At 56.7% G+C, this 21,937-nt stretch carries 18 protein-coding genes; 6 read left to right on the top strand and 12 right to left on the bottom strand.

Annotated elements, in window-relative coordinates; all coding sequences use genetic code 11:
- Positions 1-6: 6 nt before the first annotated feature.
- Genes fdhE through fdnG form a run of 4 tightly spaced genes read right to left on the bottom strand, consistent with a single transcriptional unit; the run spans position 7 to position 5,539 of the window.
- The gene (gene fdhE / locus A6U95_RS03250; RefSeq protein WP_024527317.1) at positions 7-936 is read right to left on the bottom strand and encodes a formate dehydrogenase accessory protein FdhE; all 930 of its coding nucleotides are present in this window, start codon (positions 934-936) and stop codon (positions 7-9) included.
- Positions 933-1,571 carry a formate dehydrogenase cytochrome b556 subunit gene (gene fdoI / locus A6U95_RS03245; protein WP_024527318.1) on the bottom strand — a complete coding sequence of 213 codons (639 nt, stop codon included), beginning with the start codon at positions 1,569-1,571 and terminating at the stop codon, positions 933-935. The genes fdhE and fdoI overlap by 4 nt, the downstream gene beginning before the upstream one ends.
- Positions 1,568-2,479: a formate dehydrogenase subunit beta gene (gene fdxH / locus A6U95_RS03240; protein ID WP_021807291.1), complete on the bottom strand. Its 912-nt coding sequence runs from the start codon at positions 2,477-2,479 to the stop codon at positions 1,568-1,570. The genes fdoI and fdxH overlap by 4 nt, the downstream gene beginning before the upstream one ends.
- 12 nt (positions 2,480-2,491) lie before the next feature.
- The gene (gene fdnG / locus A6U95_RS03235; RefSeq protein WP_080673316.1) at positions 2,492-5,539 is read right to left on the bottom strand and encodes a formate dehydrogenase-N subunit alpha; all 3,048 of its coding nucleotides are present in this window, start codon (positions 5,537-5,539) and stop codon (positions 2,492-2,494) included.
- A gap of 173 nt (positions 5,540-5,712) precedes the next feature.
- Between fdnG and fdhD the strand changes: the two genes are divergently transcribed.
- From fdhD to A6U95_RS03205, 5 genes are all read left to right on the top strand, one after another.
- A complete protein-coding gene (fdhD, locus tag A6U95_RS03225) occupies positions 5,713-6,540 on the top strand; it encodes a formate dehydrogenase accessory sulfurtransferase FdhD (RefSeq protein WP_037434388.1) in 828 nt (275 codons plus the stop codon).
- Between the two features lie 128 nt (positions 6,541-6,668).
- Positions 6,669-7,292: a superoxide dismutase [Mn] gene (gene sodA / locus A6U95_RS03220; RefSeq protein ID WP_024483271.1), complete on the top strand. Its 624-nt coding sequence runs from the start codon at positions 6,669-6,671 to the stop codon at positions 7,290-7,292.
- Between the two features lie 121 nt (positions 7,293-7,413).
- On the top strand, positions 7,414-9,336 hold the full coding sequence (locus A6U95_RS03215) for a methyl-accepting chemotaxis protein (RefSeq protein WP_065683443.1): 1,923 nt from the start codon (positions 7,414-7,416) through the stop codon (positions 9,334-9,336).
- A gap of 100 nt (positions 9,337-9,436) precedes the next feature.
- Complete coding sequence (gene yiiM / locus A6U95_RS03210; protein WP_065683442.1) at positions 9,437-10,108, top strand: 6-hydroxyaminopurine reductase; 672 nt, start codon at positions 9,437-9,439, stop codon at positions 10,106-10,108.
- A 49-nt stretch (positions 10,109-10,157) separates the two neighbouring features.
- Positions 10,158-10,940: a class I SAM-dependent methyltransferase gene (locus A6U95_RS03205; protein ID WP_065683441.1), complete on the top strand. Its 783-nt coding sequence runs from the start codon at positions 10,158-10,160 to the stop codon at positions 10,938-10,940.
- A 52-nt stretch (positions 10,941-10,992) separates the two neighbouring features.
- Here the strand turns inward: A6U95_RS03205 and A6U95_RS03200 are convergent, their stop codons facing one another.
- A complete protein-coding gene (locus tag A6U95_RS03200) occupies positions 10,993-11,355 on the bottom strand; it encodes a YibL family ribosome-associated protein (protein WP_024483275.1) in 363 nt (120 codons plus the stop codon).
- Positions 11,356-11,422: 67 nt separating this feature from the next.
- Positions 11,423-12,892: a PLP-dependent aminotransferase family protein gene (locus tag A6U95_RS03195; protein WP_065683440.1), complete on the bottom strand. Its 1,470-nt coding sequence runs from the start codon at positions 12,890-12,892 to the stop codon at positions 11,423-11,425.
- Positions 12,893-13,029: 137 nt separating this feature from the next.
- Between A6U95_RS03195 and A6U95_RS03190 the strand changes: the two genes are divergently transcribed.
- Positions 13,030-13,638, top strand: a complete 609-nt coding sequence (locus tag A6U95_RS03190) for a LysE family translocator (protein ID WP_024483277.1) — start codon at positions 13,030-13,032, stop codon at positions 13,636-13,638.
- Here A6U95_RS03190 and A6U95_RS03185 read toward each other — a convergent pair.
- From A6U95_RS03185 to glyQ, 6 genes are all read right to left on the bottom strand, one after another.
- Positions 13,635-14,192, bottom strand: a complete 558-nt coding sequence (locus A6U95_RS03185) for an MltR family transcriptional regulator (protein ID WP_024483278.1) — start codon at positions 14,190-14,192, stop codon at positions 13,635-13,637. The two genes, A6U95_RS03190 and A6U95_RS03185, sit on opposite strands and share 4 nt — an antisense overlap.
- Before the next feature lie 164 nt (positions 14,193-14,356).
- On the bottom strand, positions 14,357-15,505 hold the full coding sequence (locus A6U95_RS03180; protein WP_065683439.1) for a mannitol-1-phosphate 5-dehydrogenase: 1,149 nt from the start codon (positions 15,503-15,505) through the stop codon (positions 14,357-14,359).
- Between the two features lie 63 nt (positions 15,506-15,568).
- Entirely contained in the window at positions 15,569-17,485 is a 1,917-nt protein-coding gene (locus tag A6U95_RS03175; protein WP_065683438.1) for a PTS mannitol transporter subunit IICBA, read from the bottom strand.
- A gap of 547 nt (positions 17,486-18,032) precedes the next feature.
- Positions 18,033-18,752 carry a DUF3053 domain-containing protein gene (locus tag A6U95_RS03170; protein ID WP_065683437.1) on the bottom strand — a complete coding sequence of 240 codons (720 nt, stop codon included), beginning with the start codon at positions 18,750-18,752 and terminating at the stop codon, positions 18,033-18,035.
- A 197-nt stretch (positions 18,753-18,949) separates the two neighbouring features.
- Positions 18,950-21,019 carry a glycine--tRNA ligase subunit beta gene (gene glyS, locus A6U95_RS03165; RefSeq protein WP_065683436.1) on the bottom strand — a complete coding sequence of 690 codons (2,070 nt, stop codon included), beginning with the start codon at positions 21,017-21,019 and terminating at the stop codon, positions 18,950-18,952.
- An 8-nt stretch (positions 21,020-21,027) separates the two neighbouring features.
- Complete coding sequence (gene glyQ, locus A6U95_RS03160; protein WP_024483285.1) at positions 21,028-21,936, bottom strand: glycine--tRNA ligase subunit alpha; 909 nt, start codon at positions 21,934-21,936, stop codon at positions 21,028-21,030.
- Position 21,937: the final 1 nt, after the last annotated feature.

Raw genomic sequence — 21,937 nt, 5'->3', positions numbered from 1 at the left:
CTGTAATTACTCGCCAGGGAACAGGAACGGGTTGATACTGCTGCGCGCAAAGCCTTCCTCTTCCATCTTGGCATCGAGGATAAGCGAAGCCAGATCGTCAGCCACCGCCTCGACCTTCGGGTCCTTCTCCTGATAGAGGATCTTCAGGTAGGTGCCGCAATCGCCACAGCTTTCCGCTTTCACGGCCGCCTGCTCACTTTCCAGTGACCAGTAGTTGAGATCGCCGGTTTGCTCGCAGTTGCTGCATTTCACCCGCACCACGTGCCATTCGCTCTCGCACAGGTTGCAGTGCAGATAGCGCAGGCCGTTCACGGTACCAAGATGCACCACGCTGGAAACCGGGATACTGCCGCAAACCGGGCAGAATTGGCGATGCTCGCCGTACTCGGCCCGTGCCTTGCCAGGGATCTGGCTGGCCATCTGCGCCCAGTACAACGACAGCGCCGCCCAAAGGAACGGGGCTTTGTCGCTGCCTACTTTGGCAAACTCGCCTTTCAGCAGGGCGCTGGCCAGCAGCTCCAGCTCATGGGACGAGGATTTCTCCAGGTTATCCAACACCGCCAGCACGTGTTCCGGTGCCTGCGGGCGCAGTTCTGCGATCAGCGATGCCAGCAGCTTGTGCCAGTGTTCGCTGCGTGGATAGACGCTGATGTCCAAAGGCGGCTTACCGCTAGCGGCGCTCTGAGTCAGAGTTTCACCGAGATCCAGCTCCAGCGGATTATCGTGGCAGGCGTTGTTCTGCGCTTGCGCAATGCTGGCAGCAAAATTGAGATAGTCACCCAGCGGATGGTCTACGGCCAGTTGCTGCAGACGTTCGGCTCGGCGGGTATAAAGGCTCTTCAAGTTGGCGAAAAGTAACGGCGGAATAGTTTCCGCCGTTGAAGACTTTTCACGCTGTGCCCCTAACTGCTCTTTAGGAACGATGCGGATACTCATCTGGGTTTGTCTTCCTGTTGTTTCTCGCGGACCTCACGGTACCAGCGCGGATGATGCTTCTTGGCCCAGGCAGCCGGCACCCAACCTTCCACCATCGCGGTAATGGTGCCTTTTACCCACAACGCGGCGTAAATGTGCACCATAATCACGATGATCAACCCCACCGCTGCCAACGAATGCACCACCAACGCGATGCGGATCAGCGGAATGGAGAAGGATGGGGCAAAGTATGGCCGCCAGATAACGATACCACTGGCCAGCAACAGCACCAGACTGATGATCGCCGCCCAGAATACGCACTTCTGACCGAAATTATAACGCCCAGTGTCACCCACTTCCTCATTCATGGCGATTTTGTGGATGTTTTTCGCCCAGACGATATCTTCCCGGTTGATCAGGTTGTGCTTCCAGTAGCGCAGGAACATCAGCAGGAACGCGACGAACATCAACACCCCGGTGAAGGGGTGAAGGATGCGTGCCAACTGTGGCGTACCAAAGATATTCATCAGCCAGTTAAAGGACGGGAACAGGAACCCCAGCCCGCTGACGGCGGCAAAAATAAAGCAGAACGCCACAATCCAGTGGTTAATCCGCTCCGGCGCGCTATAGCGCTGAATTGGCTTTTCCTTCCTCATTTGCGCGTCTCCTCATCATGATGCTCGTCCTTCGGATCCTGCTCTTCCTCTTCTTCAACGCGGTTTGGCCCCACGCCAACGTAATGGAAGATACTGGCCGCGAAGGTGGCAGCAAACCCGATGGCGGCCAACGGCTTCCAGACCCCTTTCCAGAAGGTCACCGCCGGGCTGATGGTCGGGTTATCCGGTAAACCGTGATACAGCTGCGGTTTATCGGCGTGATGCAGTACGTACATCACGTGGGTGCCGCCCACGCCAGCCGGATCGTACAGACCGGCATTCTGGTAGCCACGGGTTTTCAGTTCATCGACACGTTCCGCCGCGACATTTTTCATCGCTTCTTTGGTGCCGAAGTGGATCGCCCCGGTCGGACAGGTTTTCACACAGGCCGGTTCCTGGCCAACGCCAACGCGGTCGACGCACAGGGTACATTTGTACACCCGGTTATCTTCCGCATTCATGCGTGGCACGTCGAACGGGCAACCGGCGATGCAATAGCCGCAGCCGATGCAGTGTTCGGACTGGAAATCGACGATGCCGTTGGCGTACTGGATGATGGCCCCTTCCGATGGGCACGCCTTCAGGCAGCCCGGATCGGCGCAGTGCATGCAGCCATCCTTGCGGATCAGCCACTCCAGCTTGCCGTGCTCCTCAACTTCCGAGAAGCGCATCACCGTCCACGATTTGGCGGTCAGATCGGCGGGGTTATCGTAAACCCCGACGTTGTGCCCCACTTCATCGCGGATATCGTTCCATTCAGAACAGGCCACCTGGCAGGCTTTGCAGCCGATACAGGTAGTGACATCGATCAGCTTGGCCACTTCTTCCTGGTGATCGCGCGCGCGCGGTGCCGGGGTGAAGCCATTGGTGGCGGATTTACGAATGATGTCTTGAGATTGCATTGCCATAATTCGTCTCCGTTACACCTTTTCCACGTTAACCAGGAACGCCTTGAACTCTGGCGTTTGCGTATTGGCGTCGCCGACAAACGGCGTCAGCGTGTTGGCGATAAAGCCCTTCTTCGCCACCCCTTCGTAACCCCAGTGGATCGGGATGCCGATGGTGTCCACGTCCTGGCCATTTACCTGCAGAGTACGAATACGTTTGGTCACCACCGCCTTGGCCTTGATATAGCCACGGTTGGAGCTGACTTTGACCGTATCGCCCTGCTTGATGCCTTTCTTCTCTGCCAGCTTCTCGCCAATTTCGATGAACTGTTCTGGCTGAGCGATGGCGTTGATCAACGCGTGTTTGGTCCAGTAGTGGAAATGCTCGGTCAGGCGATAGGTAGTACCGACATACGGGAACTTGTCGGATTTGCCCATCGCGGCCAGATCGTCTTTGAACACGCGCGCCGCCGGGTTGGACACCACGTTCGGGTGCAACGGGTTGGTGCCGAGCGGCGTTTCAAACGGCTCGTAGTGTTCAGGGAACGGCCCTTCCGCCAGTTTGTCGAGGGCAAACAGGCGGCCCATGCCTTCCGGCTGCATGATAAACGGCCCGACGTCGCTGCCCGGTGCGGCGGCGCTGTAGTCCGGGATATCAACCCCGCCCCACTTGGCACCATCCCACTCCAGCAACTGGCGTTTGGCATCCCACGGTTTACCCGCTGGATCCGCAGACGCACGGTTATACAGGATGCGGCGGTTCAGCGGCCATGCCCAAGCCCAGCCCAGCGTGTTGCCAAGGCCAGAAGGATCGGCGTTATCACGGCGCGCCATCTGGTTGCCCGCTGGCGTCCAACTGCCAGCGAAGATCCAGCAGCCACTTGCCGTGGTGCCGTCATCACGCAGGTGCGCGAAGGTGCTCAGCAGTTCGCCTTTCTTCGCCAACACTTTGCCGTCCGGATCGAGGACATCCGCCAGTGCCCGGCCGTTGCTCTCCATCGCCACTTCTTCTGGCTTCGGATTTTCCGGGGTCAGATAATCCCAGGACATATTCAGCAATTGCTCAGGGACCGCACCGCCGTCACGGGTATACATTTCGCGCAGGCGCATCAGCAGCCCCGCCAGAATTTCACCGTCGTTCAGCGCTTCCCCTGGGGCATCGGCCCCTTTCCAGTGCCATTGCAGCCAGCGGCCAGAGTTAACGATTGAACCGTTCTCTTCGGCAAAGCAGGTGGACGGCAGGCGGAATACCTCGGTCTGGATTTTCGATGGGTCAACGTCGTTGAACTCATCGTGGTTCTGCCAGAAGTTGGCGGTTTCGGTGTTCAGCGGATCGATGGTCACCAGGAACTTCAGCTTGGCCAGCGAGGCCACCACTTTGTTCTTGTTCGGGAATGAGGCAACCGGGTTAAAGCCCTGGCAGATATAGCCATTCACTTTCCCCTGCGACATCATCTCGAAATACTGCAGCACGTCGTAGCCTTTGTCCCACTTCGGCAACCAGTCAAAGCCCCAGCTGTTATCTTTCTGCGCTTTGTCGCCGTAGAAGCTCTTCATCATGCTGACGAAGAATTTCGGGTAGTTGCTCCAGTAGTTGACCTGGCCCGGCAGCAGCGCCTTCGGCGTGTTCGCTTTCAGGTAGGTCTCCAGATCCGCCTGCTTCTCGGAAGGCAGCGTCATATAGCCCGGCAGGCTTTGTGACAGCAGACCCAAATCGGTCAGCCCCTGGATATTGGAGTGGCCACGCAGGGCGTTCACACCACCACCTGCCATGCCCATATTGCCAAGCAGCAACTGGATCATCGCCATGGTGCGGATGTTCTGCGCACCGACCGAGTGCTGTGTCCAGCCCAGGGCGTAGAGGAACGAGGCCGTCTTGTCGTTGGCGCTGGTTTCGGCGATATATTCGCACACCTTGAGGAAATCCTCGGTTGGCGTGCCGCAGATGTTGGTGACCACCTCTGGCGTATAACGGCTGATGTGCTTTTTCAGCAGGTTCCACACGCAGTTCGGGTCCTGTAGCGTAGTATCACGCTTGGCGAAGCCGTTCTCGTCGAGCTGGTAATTCCAGGTGGTTTTATCGTATTTGCGATTATCCGCGTCGTAGCCGCTGAACAGGCCGTCGTCGAAGGTGAAGTCTTCCCGCACCAGCAGGCTGGCGTTGGTGTAGGCGTCCACGTATTCGCGGTTAATCTTGTTATTGGTGATCAGGTACAGCAAGACGCCCGACAGGAAAGCAATGTCGGTACCTGAACGGATAGGCGTGTAGAAATCCGCCACGGATGCAGTACGGGTAAAGCGCGGATCGATGACGATCAGCTTGGCTTTATTATGAATTTTGGCTTCCATCGCCCAGCGGAATCCCACTGGATGCGCTTCTGCCGCATTCCCACCCATGACGATAATTAAGTCGGCGTTCTTGATATCAACCCAGTGGTTGGTCATCGCACCGCGACCAAATGTTGGAGCAAGACTTGCTACCGTTGGTCCGTGTCAGACACGCGCCTGGTTATCTACGGCAAGCATGCCGAGAGCGCGACTAAATTTTTGGGTCAGCATACCGGTTTCGTTGCTGGAGGCCGAAGCACACAGCATCCCGGTGGAGAGCCAACGGTTCACCGTTACGCCAGCGGCGTTGGTGGCTTCGAAGTTGGCATCGCGGTCTTCTTTCATCAGTTTGGCGATGCGGGTGAAAGCGTCGTCCCAGCTGATGCGTTGCCACTTGTCCGAGCCTGGAGCGCGATATTCTGGGTATTGGAGACGGCTTTCGCTGTGGATGAAATCCACCAGACCTGCCCCTTTCGGGCACAGTGCACCACGGTTTACCGGATGGTCTGGATCCCCTTCGATATGGAAGATGCTCTCTTTGGCGTTTTTGGCGCCATCACCAAGGCTGTACATCAACAGCCCACAGCCGACGGAACAATACGTGCAGGTATTACGGGTTTCACGGGCGCGCAGCAACTTGTACTGCCGGGTTTCCGCCAATGCCACCGCCGGGCTAAAGCCCAGTGCGGCCACCGTGGTTCCTGCCATACCGCCAGCGCAGATCTTAAAGAACTGCCTTCTGCTGACCTGCATGGGGGGTCTCCTTTCTCTCTCGTGTTGTCACATTGTTTCAAATGACGCTTTCCCCCTTAAAGCGGGAAGCGCTAAAATCACTATTCTTATGTGGGTATTGGCCAAATGGGCCGCAACGGCGCCGCAATAATACCATAGCAGGCGTAGGGTTGTTACAAACAGGTGCCAGGAAAGTGAACAAAATTAACCAAGAGCAGCCCACAAATGTGAACGCGCTCACGGGCCTGATCCAGGCTCCGGTGTACCAGCGCGGGCAACTGACCACCACAGAGCAAGATTGGCTCGCCGAAGAGGTGCCGGTCGCGCTGGTGTATAACGGTATTTCTCACGTGGTGATGATGTGTACGCCAAAGGATCTGGAGGCGTTCGCCCTCGGTTTTTCCCTCTCGGAAGGGATTATCGACTCACCACGGGATATCTTCAGTATAGAGGTTAATCCCACCTGCAACGGCATGGAAGTACAAATCGAGCTTTCCAGCCGCCGCTTTGCCGGGCTGAAGGAGCGCCGCCGGGCGATGGCTGGCCGCACAGGGTGCGGCGTTTGTGGCATTGAACAGTTGGCGGATATCTTCCGGCCGGTCACACCATTGCCCTTTACCCAGACCTTCTCGCTGGCCAATCTCGATCGCGCCCTCAGCCAGTTGCGCCAGGTGCAGAACGTCGGCCAGTTGACGGGGTGTACCCACGCCGCAGGTTGGATCTCACCGCAGGGTGAACTACTGGGCGGCTGCGAAGACGTTGGCCGCCATGTGGCACTGGACAAAATGATCGGCATACGCGCCAAACAGGGCTGGCAGCAAGGGGCGATCCTGGTTTCCAGCCGGGCCAGCTATGAGATGGTGCAAAAATCCGCCATGTGCGGCGCCGAGATCCTGTTCGTGGTGTCTGCCGCCACCTCGCTGGCGGTGGAAATCGCCGAGCGCAGCAACCTGACATTGGTTGGCTTTAGCAAGCCAGGCCGAGCAACGGTGTTTACTCACCCACAGCGTATTACCGATTAATCCCTAAACCACACAGTATGTAGGGCATTGATAATCATTTTCAATATCATTTAATTAATTATAATGCATCATACTGCTTACGCGGTGCTCACATTTTGCGCCGCCCTACACTACTGGAGATGATGATCATGAGTTATTCACTGCCATCCCTACCTTACGCTTACGACGCACTAGAACCGCATTTCGACAAGCAGACGATGGAAATCCATCACACCAAACACCACCAGACCTATGTCAACAACGCCAACACCGTGCTGGAAGCTTACCCTGAGCTGGCTTCGCTGAGCGTAGAAGAGCTGATCCAGGATCTGGATAAAGTCCCTGCAGACAAGCGCACCTTTATGCGCAACAACGCAGGCGGCCACGCTAACCACAGCCTGTTCTGGAAAGGTCTGAAAACCGGCACCACGCTGGGTGGCGATCTGAAAGCCGCTATCGAGCGCGATTTCGGCAGCGTAGAGAAATTCCAGGAAGAGTTCGAGAAAGCCGCCGCCACCCGTTTCGGTTCTGGCTGGGCTTGGCTGGTGCTGAAAGGCGACAAACTGGCCGTGGTATCTACCGCTAACCAGGACAGCCCGCTGATGGGCGAAGCCGTCTCCGGCGCTTCAGGCTTGCCAATCGTTGGCCTGGACGTGTGGGAACACGCTTACTACCTGAAATTCCAGAACCGTCGCCCTGACTACATCAAGGCATTCTGGAACGTGGTGAACTGGGACGAAGCGGCAAAACGCTTCGCCGAAGCCAAGAAATAATTTGGCTTATCTCCGATGATGCCCGCTGATGCGGGCATTTTTTTGCCCGTTGTCCGCTAAAGTTTAACCGCCCCTTGCCGATGCTTTGTTCAATTGACCAACGCCTAAAGAGGGATAAATCATGGCGGCATTGAAAGCTTTGGCAGGAAAAATCGTTCATCTCACCGTAGGTAAAAAGCTCGGACTCGGATTCTCTCTGATGTTGATACTGGCGATCGTTATCGCTGGCACCGGGATAACCTACCTCAATCTTATCGAATCACGCAGCGACCGCATCGATTTCAGCTATCAGTTAACGGGCGAAATCAGTCAGGCTAAATACACCCGAGCCATGTTTAGCCAAAATTACAATACCGACTACCTTGAACGTAACCGCAAACATATCGAGAACGCGTTGCAGTTGGCCAGCCACGCGCAAAACCTGAATTGGGATGCGCAAAGCCGCAAGGATCTGGAGCTTTTGGTGGTGTTGCTGGGTAACTATGAGCAACAACAGAAAATGTTTGCCAAAGCCGTGGTGGATAAAGACGCGGTACGAGCCAGCTGGAACATGTCCGAAGTTCAGGACAGCCTGAGCCAGGTTGAACGCCAACTGGGTGCTACCGATCTGCAACTGGCGTTTATCCAGTTGAACCAGAAGCTGACCCAGATCCGCTACTATGCCCGTGGCCTGGTGCTGCAACCCAATCGCGACTCCGAAATCCCATTACTCAGCGCTATCGACGACGCCCGTAGCGCCGCCAACACGCTCAGCCAACGCCTGAACGAGTCACAGCGCCCGTTGCTCCAACCTCTGTTGACCGTGCTTGACGAGTATAAAGGCCACATCGCGGCCTACCTGCCCGCCGTTGAGAATGAGATCAAGATCAGTAAACAGCTCGGCGGCTACGCTGACGAGATCGGTACGCTGGTTAACAATTTCATGAAGGATGAGCTGACGCAGACGCACAATAATATCAATACCGCACAGTGGCAGATGGGGATCACCACGGCAATCGCCATTCTTGCCGGCCTGCTGGTGTCATGGCGTATCACATTGCAGATCACTCGCCCACTCAACAGCACCCTGGAACTGGCAGAACGCATTGCCAAGGGAGATCTACGTCAGGCACAAACCAGCACTCGCCGTGATGAACTGGGCCAGTTGCTCAATGCCGTCGCCGCCATGAGCCAGAACCTGCGCGATATGATTGAGAAAATCCAGATGGGGGTCAGCCAGGTCTCAACCGCCGCCGGGGAAATCGCTGCGGGCAATACCGATCTCTCTTCACGTACCGAACAGCAGGCCGCCGCGGTGGAAGAAACCGCCGCCAGCATGGAACAGCTCACCGCTACGGTGAAGCAGAATGCCGACAATGCCCATCACGCCAACCAGCTGGCAACCGATGCCTCGCAAACGGCACAGCAGGGCGGCAAACTGGTTAACAACGTCGTCAGCACAATGCGGGATATTTCCAACAGTTCGCAGCGGATCGCCGAAATTACTACCCTGATTAACGGCATTGCCTTCCAGACCAACATCCTGGCCCTGAACGCCGCCGTAGAGGCCGCCCGGGCAGGCGAGCAAGGGCGCGGTTTCTCGGTTGTTGCCAGCGAAGTCCGCAATCTGGCCCAGCGCAGCGCCCAGGCGGCGAAAGAAATCGAAGGGTTGATCACCGAGTCGGTCAACCGGGTACAGAGCGGTACCGCACTGGTGGAAGACACCGGCAACACAATGGAACAAATCGTCCGCTCGGTCACCCACGTGCGCGATATCATGGCTGAAATAGCCGCCGCCTCCGATGAACAGACCAGGGGCATCGCGCAGATTGGCCAGGCCATCGTGGAAATGGATCACACCACTCAGCAAAACGCCGCGCTGGTGGAAGAGTCTGCCGCTGCCGCCGATTCGCTGGAAGAACAGGCCGAAATGCTACTGCAAAGCGTCTCGGTATTCCGCCTGGCAGATAAGGCTGCGCCAGTGGAGCCGAAAGCCACCCAGCTCAAATCGCCATCGATGGCTAAACCGAACAGCAGCGCCGAAGACAACTGGACAACCTTCTAACCCCTCCGCCCGCCCGGTGATCTCCGGGCGGGTTATTCTGTTCCTCCCCCTCGACTCAGGCTATGCTAGACGGCATTAACGAGCGTGAATGGAGGCTTGAATGCACCACCCAGACGTCTATCTCGGTTCGATTCAACCCTATGAAGGTGGCCGCCCCAGCGCTATCGCCAAACGCCTGGTGGAGGGTACGCTGAAGCTTACCCCCTTGGGTCTGGCAGGCGATGAGCAGGCAGAAAAAAGCTACCACGGCGGGCCTGACCGCGCCCTTTGCCACTACCCGCGCGAGCATTACGACCACTGGCGTGAACAGTTCCCCGCTCAGGCAGAACAGTTCTGCGCGCCAGCCTTTGGTGAGAATATTTCGACCCTCGGCCTGACCGAGCATAACGTGTTTATGGGGGATATTTTCCGCTGGGGCGAAGCGCTGATCCAGGTGACCCAACCGCGCTCTCCGTGTTTCAAACTCAATTACCATTTCGCTATTAACGATATTTCGGTGCTGATGCAGCAAACCGGCCGCTGCGGCTGGCTGTATCGCGTGGTATCAACTGGGATGGTCAGTGGTGATCAGCCGCTTGAGCTGGTAACCCGCAATAGTGATGTTTCCGTCGCAGAAGCCATCAGCATTGCCTGGCACATGCCGTTCGATGAAGAGCAATACCGTCGTCTACTGTCGGTTGCGGGGCTGTCGGCCAGCTGGAGCAAAACCATGCTGACGCGCATCACCAGCGGCAAAATCGAAGACCTCAACCGCCGTCTGCTTGGCCGTTAATCGGCACCAGGCAGAAGACATCTATCGATCTGGATTAGGGAGCTGCGTTATGGCTACATCACCTCATTCCATTCATCACGCGGCTGCGGCTGGCTATCAGGCCAATGCGGATCGCTACGTTTTAGGCCGCCCGGATTATCCGGCGGAAATCGCCGTTTGGCTGCGTGAGGTACTCGAGCTACAGCCCGGTAAGACCGTCATAGATCTGGGTGCAGGCACCGGCAAGTTCACTCCGCGTCTACTGGAGACCGGTGCCAACGTCATCGCCGTTGAACCGGTGGCGCAGATGCTGGAAAAGCTGGCGGCGGCATTCCCTCAGGTGAAAACGCTGGCAGGTACCGCCGAATCACTCCCGCTGCCGGATGAGTCTGTGGATGCCGTGGTGTGCGCGCAGTCCTTTCACTGGTTTGCCACACGTCAGGCGCTGGCGGAAATTCAGCGCGTGCTGAAACCCGGCGGCAAACTTGGCCTGGTGTGGAATATGCGCGATGCGCGGGTTGGCTGGGTACGCAAACTCAATCAGATAGTCGATCGCCACGAAGGAGATGCGCCGCGTTTTTATACCGGTGAATGGCGCAGGCTGTTTCCTTACCCGGGTTTTGTCCAGCTGCAGGAACAGGTGTTTATGCTGGGGCATAGCGGAGCGCCGGAGGATGTGATTTATAACCGTGTGCGATCCACCAGCTTTATCGCCGCGTTGCCGCAACAACAGCAGGAACAGGTGATCGAACAAATCCGCCAACTGGTGGCAGAGGAAGAGGAGCTGCGGGGGAAGGAAACGCTCACGGTGCCTTACCAGACCTGCGCGTTCTTTACGACTAAAGCCGGATAAAGCAACCCGGAGAACATCGTCAGGCTAAGACGATGTTCTCCGGGGCTGGTTATCAGAACGCTTTTTTGGCGTAGCCGGTAACCACTTTCAGGCCCATCTCGCGGCCAAGTGCGGTCATTGGGTGCACCACGATCAGGCCACGGGCGCTTTTCTTCAGCGTGCCCATATCCGCCTGCTCTTTCTTGGTGATCTCACGGCTGAACGGCAGTTGGCTCAACTTCTGCGCTTCCGCACTCAGTTTTTCCACGCGCACGTTTTTCAGGCGCTCAATCTCGGTCTTCAACTTCTCTTTTTCTTTGAGATGTTGCGCAATCAGGTCGGTGTTACCCTGCTGGATCACCACGGTGTCTTTGTGGTTCAGTGCGTCCAGCAAATCGCTCAGGCGCTTAATCTCGGCTTTTTCTTTCTCTTTCATCGTCTCTGGCCTGTTTTGTTCTATGGCGTAAAAAATATTTCGCTAGTGTAGCAAAATGCACGGCAGGTTACTCCTCACCTTGCGCAATTCCCGCAGGCAGGCCGCTCATCTCACAGGCTTTTGCCCCCACCCGCGCCAGCGCCTGGGTATAACGGGCGTTAAATGGATAGCAGCAAGAGAGGCGCAGCCCATTATGATAACGCCCGCTTGGAGAATATAGCGTACCGGGCGTCAGGCAGATCTGCTCATCCAGCAACTGATGGAACAGCGCCACCGTGTCCACCCCTGGTGGGAACTCCACCCAGAACACAAACCCACCGGCAGGCTGGGTAGCTCTTGTCCCGCACGGGAAATGGCGGGCAATCAGCGCCCTGGCCTCTTCCACCTGCGCCGCATAGCGTTTGCGCAAATTGCGCAGATGATGATCGTATCCCCCCGCCTCCAGGAACATGGCCAGCGTCTCTGACAACAAGTGCGACTCCGACATCGAAGACACCGCCTTCAGCTTGCGCAGCGCATCACTGAACCGCCCGCCGACCACCCAGCCAATGCGGAAATCCGGTGCCAGCGTTTTAGTGAAGCTAGAGCAAAACAGCACCCAGCCGTCGCTATCGAACGCCTTCACCGCCGGGCTGAGCGCGCTGCCAAATTGCAGCTCGGCATACAACCCATCTTCGATCAGCGGCACTTGATGATCGTTCATCAAGCGTGCCAGCCGTTTTTTCGACGCCAGCGGCATGGTGCAACCCAGCGGATTCTGTATCGTCGGCATGGCGATGACCGCATTCAGCCGTTTCTCCTGCAACAGCAACTCCAACGCATCCAGCGACAGGCCATGCTGCGGGTCGGTGGGGATTTCCAGCGCTTTCAATCCCAGGCTGGCGAGCAGCGGCAACAGGTAAAAATAGGTAGGCGACTCCAACCCCACGCAGTCGCCCGGCTTGGTGGTCACCCTGAGCGCCAGCTGCAAGGCTTCCATGCAACCGTGCGTCAGCGTGATGTCACTCGGCTCCAGCAACATGCCCAACGTCATCGAGCGCCGGGCGATCTGTTGGCGCAACCGCAGGCTGCCCGGCGGCAAAGCGTATTGGCCAATCAGATTAGGCTGGCGGCGTAACTGCGATGACAACATCCGCCCCAGCTTGCCACCGGGATAAAAATCCACGGTTTGCGGGCAGGCGAGCGACAAATTGGTGAAGGCCGGGTTCTGCTGGGCGGCGAAAACCGTATCGATCAGGGCCAGCACATCATCCGCCGGTTGCTCTACCCGGTTGCTGGGTGCCGACGCCGTTTTCAACGCAGGCAAGGTCGCCCGCACGTAAAAGCCAGACTGTGGCCGTGCCTCGATCAGCCCCCGGTCTTCCAACTGGCGATAGGCTGCCACCACGGTATTGATGCTGACGCTGTGGCTCTGTGCGCAGCGGCGCACCGAAGGCAGGCGGCTACCGGGCGGTAAAGTGCCACGGTGGATAGCGGCCGACAACGTCTCCGCCAGTTGCAGGTAGCGGGTTTCCGGGATCTCGTCGAGCAGGGTCACAATTTCTCTCCAGGCAATGGGTACAGTTAGAAATCAGCGTAACTGTAACCATGACAATAGCTTATTTCTGGTTCTGTCACCATCACCCCATAGCCCTTATGCTGATGATCACCCCCAATCATGTATGGAAAAACCTTATGCTGGACTCTGCTTTTATCAGTTACGTGACCGTGATGTCGATTACTCCTGGCCCCAATAACCTGCTGCTCGCCTCGTCCGGCGTCAATTTCGGCCTGCGGCGTACCCTGCCGATGGTGTTTGGTATCAGCCTGGGCTGTGCAACACAGTTAGCCCTCACCACGCTATTGCTGGCGCTGATCCTTAACTGGGCCGATACCATCCGCTTTCCGCTGGCGGTAATGGGCTGTGCGTACCTGCTGTGGCTATCGTGGAAACTGTATAAGGCGGCCTCACCGGATGCAAAACAGCAGGCGCGACCAATGCACTTTATTGGCGGAGCCTTGTTCCAGGCGGTCAACCCGAAAGCCTGGCTGATGGCTATCAACGTGGCAATCCTGTTCACGCCTCATGAGGGAGCGTCGCTACATCAAACGCTTTTAACCATTGCAGGCTTCACCGCGGTGAATATCCCCTGCATCTTGATTTGGGCGTTGATGGGCGATCGGCTACGCCACGCTCTGCGTGTGACCTGGAAACTGCGGTTATTTAACGGCGTGATGGCGGGCTTAATGGCAGCAACCGCGTTATGGCTGCTGTTTGACGAGTGGCGGACGCTGATGGCTTAAGGCTTTTGAGCACCGAGCGGGGAGAGCCGAGAGGGCTGTTTGGCGCCGATTTCCGCCAGCAGCTCGGTAATCGACAGCACCATGGTGGAGCGTACCATCTGCTGGTAACGCTGGTGTTGCATGGCGATCAACGATTCATCCGCCTCGCCGGGCTGTAGAAAAGTGGGAACCGGCGGCAAAGCGCTGACGCAGTGGAGCTCACCGAAGGGGCCGAGTATCTCATCATCAATAAAGCGATATTCCGAACCGTCGTGGTTCAGCTCTTCACGCATCGCCATCAGCAGTTCGGCATCTTCGTATTCGTGGCGGGAAATCACCCCCAGCCCGTACATCAGCTTCAGACGAACCGAAAGTTCACCAAGCGGCCCGGCACCGGACAACAGAGGTTCGACGGCATATTTCACCGCATAGTCATCTTTACGGAAAACCTGCACCACCAGGACGTTAAGCGCTTCTGCCAACAGCTCGACCGCTGCAATCAGAAAACTGCGCACCGTCTTGCCAGCGTTCAGCTTTTCCAGAACCTTGTTTTCGAATGCCTGTGTCTCGATCATCTTCGCTTTTCGAATCGCGTGGGTGGTGTGGTCACTCGGGCGCTCCCCGTTAACCGCAGGGAGTGAGCCCGAATGGGGGGCAAAGACGCCTTGCCCCCTCACCCTCCCCCTTATCCGTGGGGAAAGGGAATGAGTTTGCTTACACTGGTTTGATATCACTGCGTTTACTGCAAGGCGTTATACACAGCAACCGCCTCTTCCACAACCTTGCTGTCGGCCGGTAAACCGGAAATTTGCGCCAGCGCGGCTTTTGGACCCAGTTTTGTCAGCAAGTCTACCAGTTCTTGTGCCTGTGGGTCCTGCTCGCTGCGGTAGCTCATGGCGGCGGCAATTCCCTTGATCAGATTGGCGTGCGGCAAGCCGTATTCCAACGTGCCCAATAACGGCTTGATCAGGCGATCGCCCGCGCTCAGTTTGCGCAGCGGCTGACGGCCTACACGCTCTACGTCATCGTGCAGATACGGGTTTTCGAAGCGGGACAGGATTTTGTTGATATAGGCGGCATGCTTGTCGGCGTCAAAACCGTAGCGCTTGATCAGCACCGCACCGCTCTCTTGCATCGCCCCTTTGACCACCTGGCGGATGACCGGATCGAGGATCGCATCACGAATGGTCAACAGCTTGGCGCGCTGGCCCAGGTAGGCGGTGATCGCATGGCCGGTATTGAGGGTAAACAGCTTACGCTCAACAAACGCCATCAGGTTGTCGGTCAGTTCCATGCCGGCGATGGCTGGCGGTTGGCCTTTGAATTGGGTCTGATCGACGATCCACTCGCTGAAGGTTTCTACCGTCACTTCCAGCGGATCGTTGCTGCCCGCCTCTGCAGGCGGCACGATACGGTCTACGGCAGAATCGACAAAGCCGATATGCTGCTCAACCCAGGCCTGTTCATCCTGTGGCAGTGCGTCGAACACGTGCTGCTTGAGCTGGCTGGTGCCACGCACCATGTTTTCACAGGCGATGATATTCAGCGGCTGAGTATTGCCTTGCTGATGGCGCAGGGTCAGGCCTTTGGCGATAGTCCCGGCAATTCTGGCGAGGATCTGCGGACCAACGGCGGTCGTGACGATATCGGCCTGGGCAATCAGGGCCACCGCCTCTTCGCTACCGCTGTTAACGGCACTGACGTTATTCACCTCTTCAACGCGCGCCTGCTCGCCCACCACATGTACCTGGTAGCTTTTGCGTTGGTTCAACGCGTCCAGCACCGTCTGGTTAACGTCAGCAAAAGTCAGTTCGGCGTGCGCGTCGGCAAGCAGTTTGCCAATAAAGCCACGGCCAATATTACCGGCTCCGAAGTGTAATGCTTTCATATTCCACCCTTTCTTAAATGTAGAAAGGTGCAGCAAGCTGCACCCTTTAAAATAATTCTGTTATCAGGCCTTCTTACCGCCCAGCAAATCCAACACTTCCTGGACGCTGGTGGTATTCGCCAGCCGCTCGATGACGGTTTCATCATCCAACGCATTGGTCAGGCTGGTGATCACCTGGATATGCTCGTTGTTACGCGCCGCGATACCGATAACCAGGCGTGCAACTTCATCCTCTTCGTCACCGAAACGTACGCCCTGCGGATACTGGCAGAACACTACGCCGGTGCGCAGCACGCGGTCTTTGGCTTCAATGGTGCCATGCGGCACGGCAATGGATTCGCCCAGATAGGTAGAGGTCAGCTTTTCACGTTCCAACATAGCCGGAACATATTCTGGCTCGACATAGCCGCCCTTCACCAGTTGCTCACCGGCAAAGCGAATGGCCTGCTCTTTATCAATGGCCTGCAAGCCGAGGAACACGTTGCTTTCACCCAGTTTGAACAGGTTCTGTTCGCTGGCGTCAAAGCTGTCATCCAGGGTGGAGATAACCTTCTGCTCGGTTTCGCTGGTCTTGTTAGCGGCCACCAGACGGGCGGTCAAATCACTGTACAGATGGCTGTCCAGGAAGTTGGTCAGCGAGATGTGCTGGGCCTGCGGCGCATGGCGCATCGCACGCTCGGTCAGATCGCGGTGAGTGATCACCAGATCCACATCTTCCGGCAGGCTGTTGATCGCGCTATTGGTTACGGAGATATTCTTCAGCCCCGCGTCCGCCACTTTCTTGCGCAGCACGCCGGCACCCATGGCGCTGGAGCCCATACCCGCATCGCAAGCTACGATGATTTTACGCACGGTGCTCAGATCGCCGTCTACCGCTGCGTTTACCGCGGCACCACCTTTAGACTGGGCTTTCATGTCCTGGATACGGCGGGTCGCCTCTTCCAGATCGTCTTCCTCTTTCACTTTCGAGGTTTTCAACAGGAAAGATGAGACCACAAAGGAGACCAGGAACGCCGCAAATACCGCCGCCAGGTTGGCGAAGTAGGCGCCTTTTGGCGTCATCGCCAGCACCGCCAGGATAGAGCCAGGGGAAGCAGGAGATACCAGGCCGCCGTTCAGCAGGGTCAGGGTGAATACGCCGGTCATACCGCCCAGAATAACCGCCAGGATCAGGCGTGGATTCATCAGCACGTATGGGAAGTAGATTTCGTGGATACCACCCAGGAAGTGGATGATCGCCGCACCGCCAGCAGACTGCTTGGCACTACCACGGCCGAAGAACATGTAGGCCATCAGCACGCCCAAACCTGGGCCTGGGTTGGCTTCGATCAGGAAGAAGATTGATTTACCGGTTTCCGTCGCCTGCTGGATGCCCAGCGGTGAGAAGATACCGTGGTTGATGGCGTTGTTCAGGAACAGGATTTTCGCCGGTTCAACGAAGATCGAGGTCAATGGCAGCAGGTTGTTGACCACCATGATATGCACGCCAGCCGCCAACACTTTGGACAGCGCTTCAACCAATGGCCCGATACCCATAAAGGCCAGGATTGCCAACAGCATACCGATGATGCCAGCGGAGAAGTTGTTGACCAACATCTCGAAGCCGCTCTTGATCTTACCGTCGACCCAACGGTCAAAATGCTTGATCGCCCAACCACCCAGCGGCCCAACAATCATGGCACCGAGGAACATCGGCATGTCTGCACCGACGATCACGCCCATGGTGGTGATGGCACCGACCACACCGCCACGCTCGCCGCCCACCAGTTTACCGCCGGTATAACCGATCAGCAGTGGCAGCAGGTAGGTGATCATTGGCCCAACCAGCTTGGCTAACGTCTCGTTTGGCAGCCAGCCGGTAGGAATGAATAGCGCAGTGATGATACCCCAGGCGATGAATGCGCCAATGTTGGGCATCACCATGTTACTCAGGAAACGGCCAAAGTTTTGCACTTTAACCTTGATGTCTGGTGAAAACATAAACACACCCCTATTGTTACGCGCTGACAATAAGAGCGCGCGATAATTGTTGTAACGTTCTAGCCCTGTTGATGCTGTTTGCGAAACGGACTCTACCACGCTCTTTTTACTACGCGAACTTCACTGAATTTTTGTGATCACCATCACTAACATTGCCCCCATACCCCGGTGTATTTAGTGATATTCATCACACTTATCCGGTGTAAAAAAAATACAACGCGAAGATATACCGGCAAAATGCGACAAAAACGTGACATTAATCACACTTACATCCTTGCTGTTTGTTTTTGAAATGTGACAAACATCACAATTTATTTTACATCCGACCACCGTGCCGTGGCCTGAAATGACATCTTCCCTGTGGGCATCGACACCGTCGGGAAATAACCATGGCGTGGATGAAAGAAAACTACATTAAGAGATGTGATGAATAAGTGAAGTGTAGTACAGAAAATACGTGGGGGAGGGAGGGGCAAGGAGTTGGTAAAAAGCGGAATAATGTATGTGGTACCAAACGCTGGCCCACATACATTGTTTAGAACGAAGGTTACTGCATTACCGCCTGCACGGTTTTCTGTGCGTTCAGCAAGTCCTGCTGTTTGGCCACCAGATTGGACATCATGGTGTTGTACTGCGTCGCCTGCTGCTGGGTGCGGAACTGCACGCCGCCGTTGTTGAAGCTGACCTGATTGCCCTGAGCCTGCAGGAAATCACCTACCTGTACCAGGTCCTGGACAAAACCGGCGGTGGTTGGGATCGCTGGCATCAGCGCATTGGCCGGTGCGGTAACAATCTTGTCATACGCCTGGTTGTATACCGCTTTCAGATCGTCCGGCTGTTTCAGCGCCGCACGAGCGGTATCCGCCTGTGCCTTGGCAGTCTGGATCTGCTGGCCTAGCAGGTTTAACGCGCCGATCGACTGTTGCAGACTATCGCGCTTGCTCATATAGTCCTGCGCGGTACGGATCTGATTAACCTGCTCCAGCGCCGGGGTCAGGCTGGCGTCCACCGACTTCGTCAACTGCTGGGAAAAACCCACCAGAATGGCATAATCGCCGGTATAAGCACCGAATTTCTGTTTCTGATCTTCGCTCAACGTCGGGATATGTACGCCACTGCGCATGACCGTATTCTGTAAGTAATCAACGAATGCCTTGCGTTGCTCCGGCTCTTTATCGCCGCAGGCGGTCAGTTGCATAACCACCAACAATGCCAACACCGGTGCCAGCCAACGCGCGAAACTTCTGCTCTGGATCCCTACAGCCATGTGACATAACTCCTGTTATAAACGTGTCTTTTATCAGATTCCATGCCGTCTGCCGCCCTCCGTGCGTCTAAAGAATAGATCAACTGCCAGCGATACGAAATGTGATTATGCGAGGTACTCAGAATAACCTATCGTTTCGCTGCCGCCATCAGAGATGAAAAAGCGCCCGCAGGCGCTTTTTCTTGGGCTTTACACCATTATTGCAGCACGGAGATATCCGCGACCTGCAGGAACAGCTCACGAAGCTTGCTCAGCAACGTCAGGCGGTTCACGCGCACCGCTTCATCTTCTGCCATCACCATCACGCTGTCGAAGAACGCATCCACGGTTTCACGCAGTGCGGCCAGTTCTACCAGCGCTTCCTGGTAGCGGCCTTCGGCGAAGAACGGTTGCAGCTTATCGCGCAGCACCACCAAGTGGGTTGCCAACTTCAGCTCGGCCGGTTCTTTCAATACCGAAGCGTGGACCTGGTCCAGCAGCGTATCGTTGGATTTGGCCAGGATATTGGAAACGCGCTTGTTGGCCGCAGCCAATGCCGCTGCTGCTTCCAGCGTACGGAAATGCGTCACCGCTTTTACCCGCGCATCGAAGTCGGCTGGCTTGGTTGGACGACGTGCCAATACGGCCTGGATGGTATCCACCGCATGGCCTTCTTCCTGATACCAGGCGCGGAAACGGCCCAGCATAAAGTCGACAACCTCGTCCACCACCTTGGCGTTGGTCAGCTTGTCACCATACAGGCGGACAGCTTCTTCGGTCAGGGTTTGCAGATCCAGCGGCAGGTTTTTCTCAACGATAATACGCAGCACGCCCAGCGCAGCACGGCGCAGTGCGAACGGGTCTTTATCACCTTTTGGATGTTGCCCGATGCCGAAGATCCCGGCCAGGGTGTCCATCTTGTCGGCAATCGCCAACGAGCAGGCCACCAACGATTGCGGCAGTTCATCACCGGCAAAGCGTGGCTGGTACTGTTCGTTCAACGCCACTGCCACGTCTTCGGCTTCACCGTCGTGGCGCGCATAGTGCATGCCCATGACGCCTTGGGTGTCGGTGAATTCGAACACCATGTTGGTCATCAGATCGCACTTAGACAGCAGCCCGGCACGCGTAGCGTGGTTGACGTCAGCCCCGATCTGGCCGGCGATCCAGCCTGCCATGGCCTGGATACGGTCGGTCTTGGCGCGCAGGGTGCCCAGTTGCTGTTGGAACAGCACGGTTTCCAGACGCGGCAGATTGTCTTCCAGGCGTTGCTTGCGGTCGGTGTTGAAGAAGAATTCGGCATCTGCCAGACGCGGGCGCACCACCTTCTCGTTACCGGAGATGATTTGCTGCGGATCTTTCGACTCGATATTGGCGACGAAGATAAAGTTTGGCAGCAGTTTGCCCGCGGCGTCATACACCGGGAAATACTTCTGATCGCCCTTCATGGTGTACACCAGCGCTTCCGCAGGCACCGCCAGGAATTTCTCTTCGAACTTGGCGGTCAGCACCACTGGCCATTCGACCAACGAGGTAACCTCTTCCAGCAGGCTCTCGCTCAGATCGGCTTTACCGCCAATCTGTTGTGCTGCCAGCTCGGCATCGCGCTTGATCAACGCTTTACGGGTTTGATATTCCGCCACCACTTTGCCGCGCTCCAACAGGATCTGCGGGTATTGATCGGCGTTATCGATGGTGAATTCGGCTTCACCCATAAAGCGGTGGCCGCGAATGGTGCGGGCTGAGTCGATCCCCAGCACGGTGCCAGGGATCAGTTCTGCACCCAGCAGCATGGTCACGGTATGCACAGGGCGGACGAACTGGGTTTCTTTATCGCCCCAGCGCATCAGTTTCGGGATTGGCAGCTTGGACAGCGCGGTGCTCACCATACCGGCCAGCAGTTGCTGGGCAGATTGGCCTGGCACATGGGCGCGATACAGCAGCCATTCGCCTTTATCGGTCACCAGGCGCTCGGCCTGATCGACGGTAATACCGCAGCCACGCGCCCAACCTTCGGCCGCTTTGCTCGGTTTGCCTTCGGCATCGAACGCCTGGGCAATGGCTGGACCGCGTTTTTCAACTTCACGATCGGCCTGCGCAGCACTCAGATCCGTCACTTTCAACGCCAGGCGGCGCGGAGCGGCAAACCACTTCACTTCGCCATGTTCCAGGCCAGCGTTGTCCAGTTCAGCGGTAAAGTTGGCAGCAAAGGCTTCTGCCAGTGAGCGAAGAGCCTTCGGCGGCAGCTCTTCCGTGCCGATTTCCACCAGGAAAGTCTGTTGTGTCATAGCTGCCTCTACTTCTTGTTACACATTGGGAAGCCCAGCGCTTCGCGGGAAGCGTAGTAGGCCTCGGCAACGGCTTTGGTCAGCGTGCGAATACGCAGAATATAGCGCTGACGCTCGGTAACCGAGATCGCCTTGCGTGCATCCAACAGGTTGAAGGTATGAGCAGCCTTGAGGATACGTTCATAAGCCGGCAGTGGCAGCGGTTTCTCCAATGCCAGCAGCGTTTGCGCTTCCTTCTCATACTGCTCGAAGCAGGAGAACAGGAAATCGACATCGGCGTATTCGAAGTTATAGGTGGACTGCTCCACTTCGTTCTGATGGAACACGTCGCCGTAGGTGGTAACGCCCAACGGGCCGTTGCTCCACACCAGATCGTAGACGCTGTCCACGCCCTGGATGTACATCGCCAGGCGTTCCAGACCGTAGGTGATCTCGCCGGTGACCGGTTTGCACTCCATACCGCCAACCTGCTGGAAATAGGTAAACTGCGTGACTTCCATGCCGTTTAACCACACTTCCCAACCCAGACCCCAGGCGCCGAGCGTCGGGTTTTCCCAGTTGTCTTCCACAAAGCGGATATCGTGGATGGTCGGATCCAGACCCAGTTCCTTCAAGGAACCCAGGTAGAGTTCCTGAATGTTTTCTGGCGATGGCTTAATCACCACCTGGAATTGGTAGTAATGCTGCAGGCGGTTCGGGTTTTCCCCGTAACGGCCGTCGGTTGGGCGGCGTGAAGGTTGCACATAGGCGGTGGCCATTGGCTCCGGGCCCAGTGCACGCAGGCAGGTCATCGGGTGGGATGTCCCCGCGCCAACTTCCATGTCCAGCGGTTGCACGATGGTGCAGCCCTGGCGCGCCCAATAGTCCTGTAGTGTCAGGATCAGACCCTGAAAGGTCTTGGTATCAAACTTTTGCATG

It is taken from the genome of Serratia sp. 14-2641 (assembly GCF_001692375.1).
Lineage (GTDB): Bacteria > Pseudomonadota > Gammaproteobacteria > Enterobacterales > Enterobacteriaceae > Chania > Chania fonticola_C.
The sequence above is the reverse complement of the archived record's forward strand: the minus strand, read 5'-3'. Positions and strand labels throughout refer to the sequence as shown.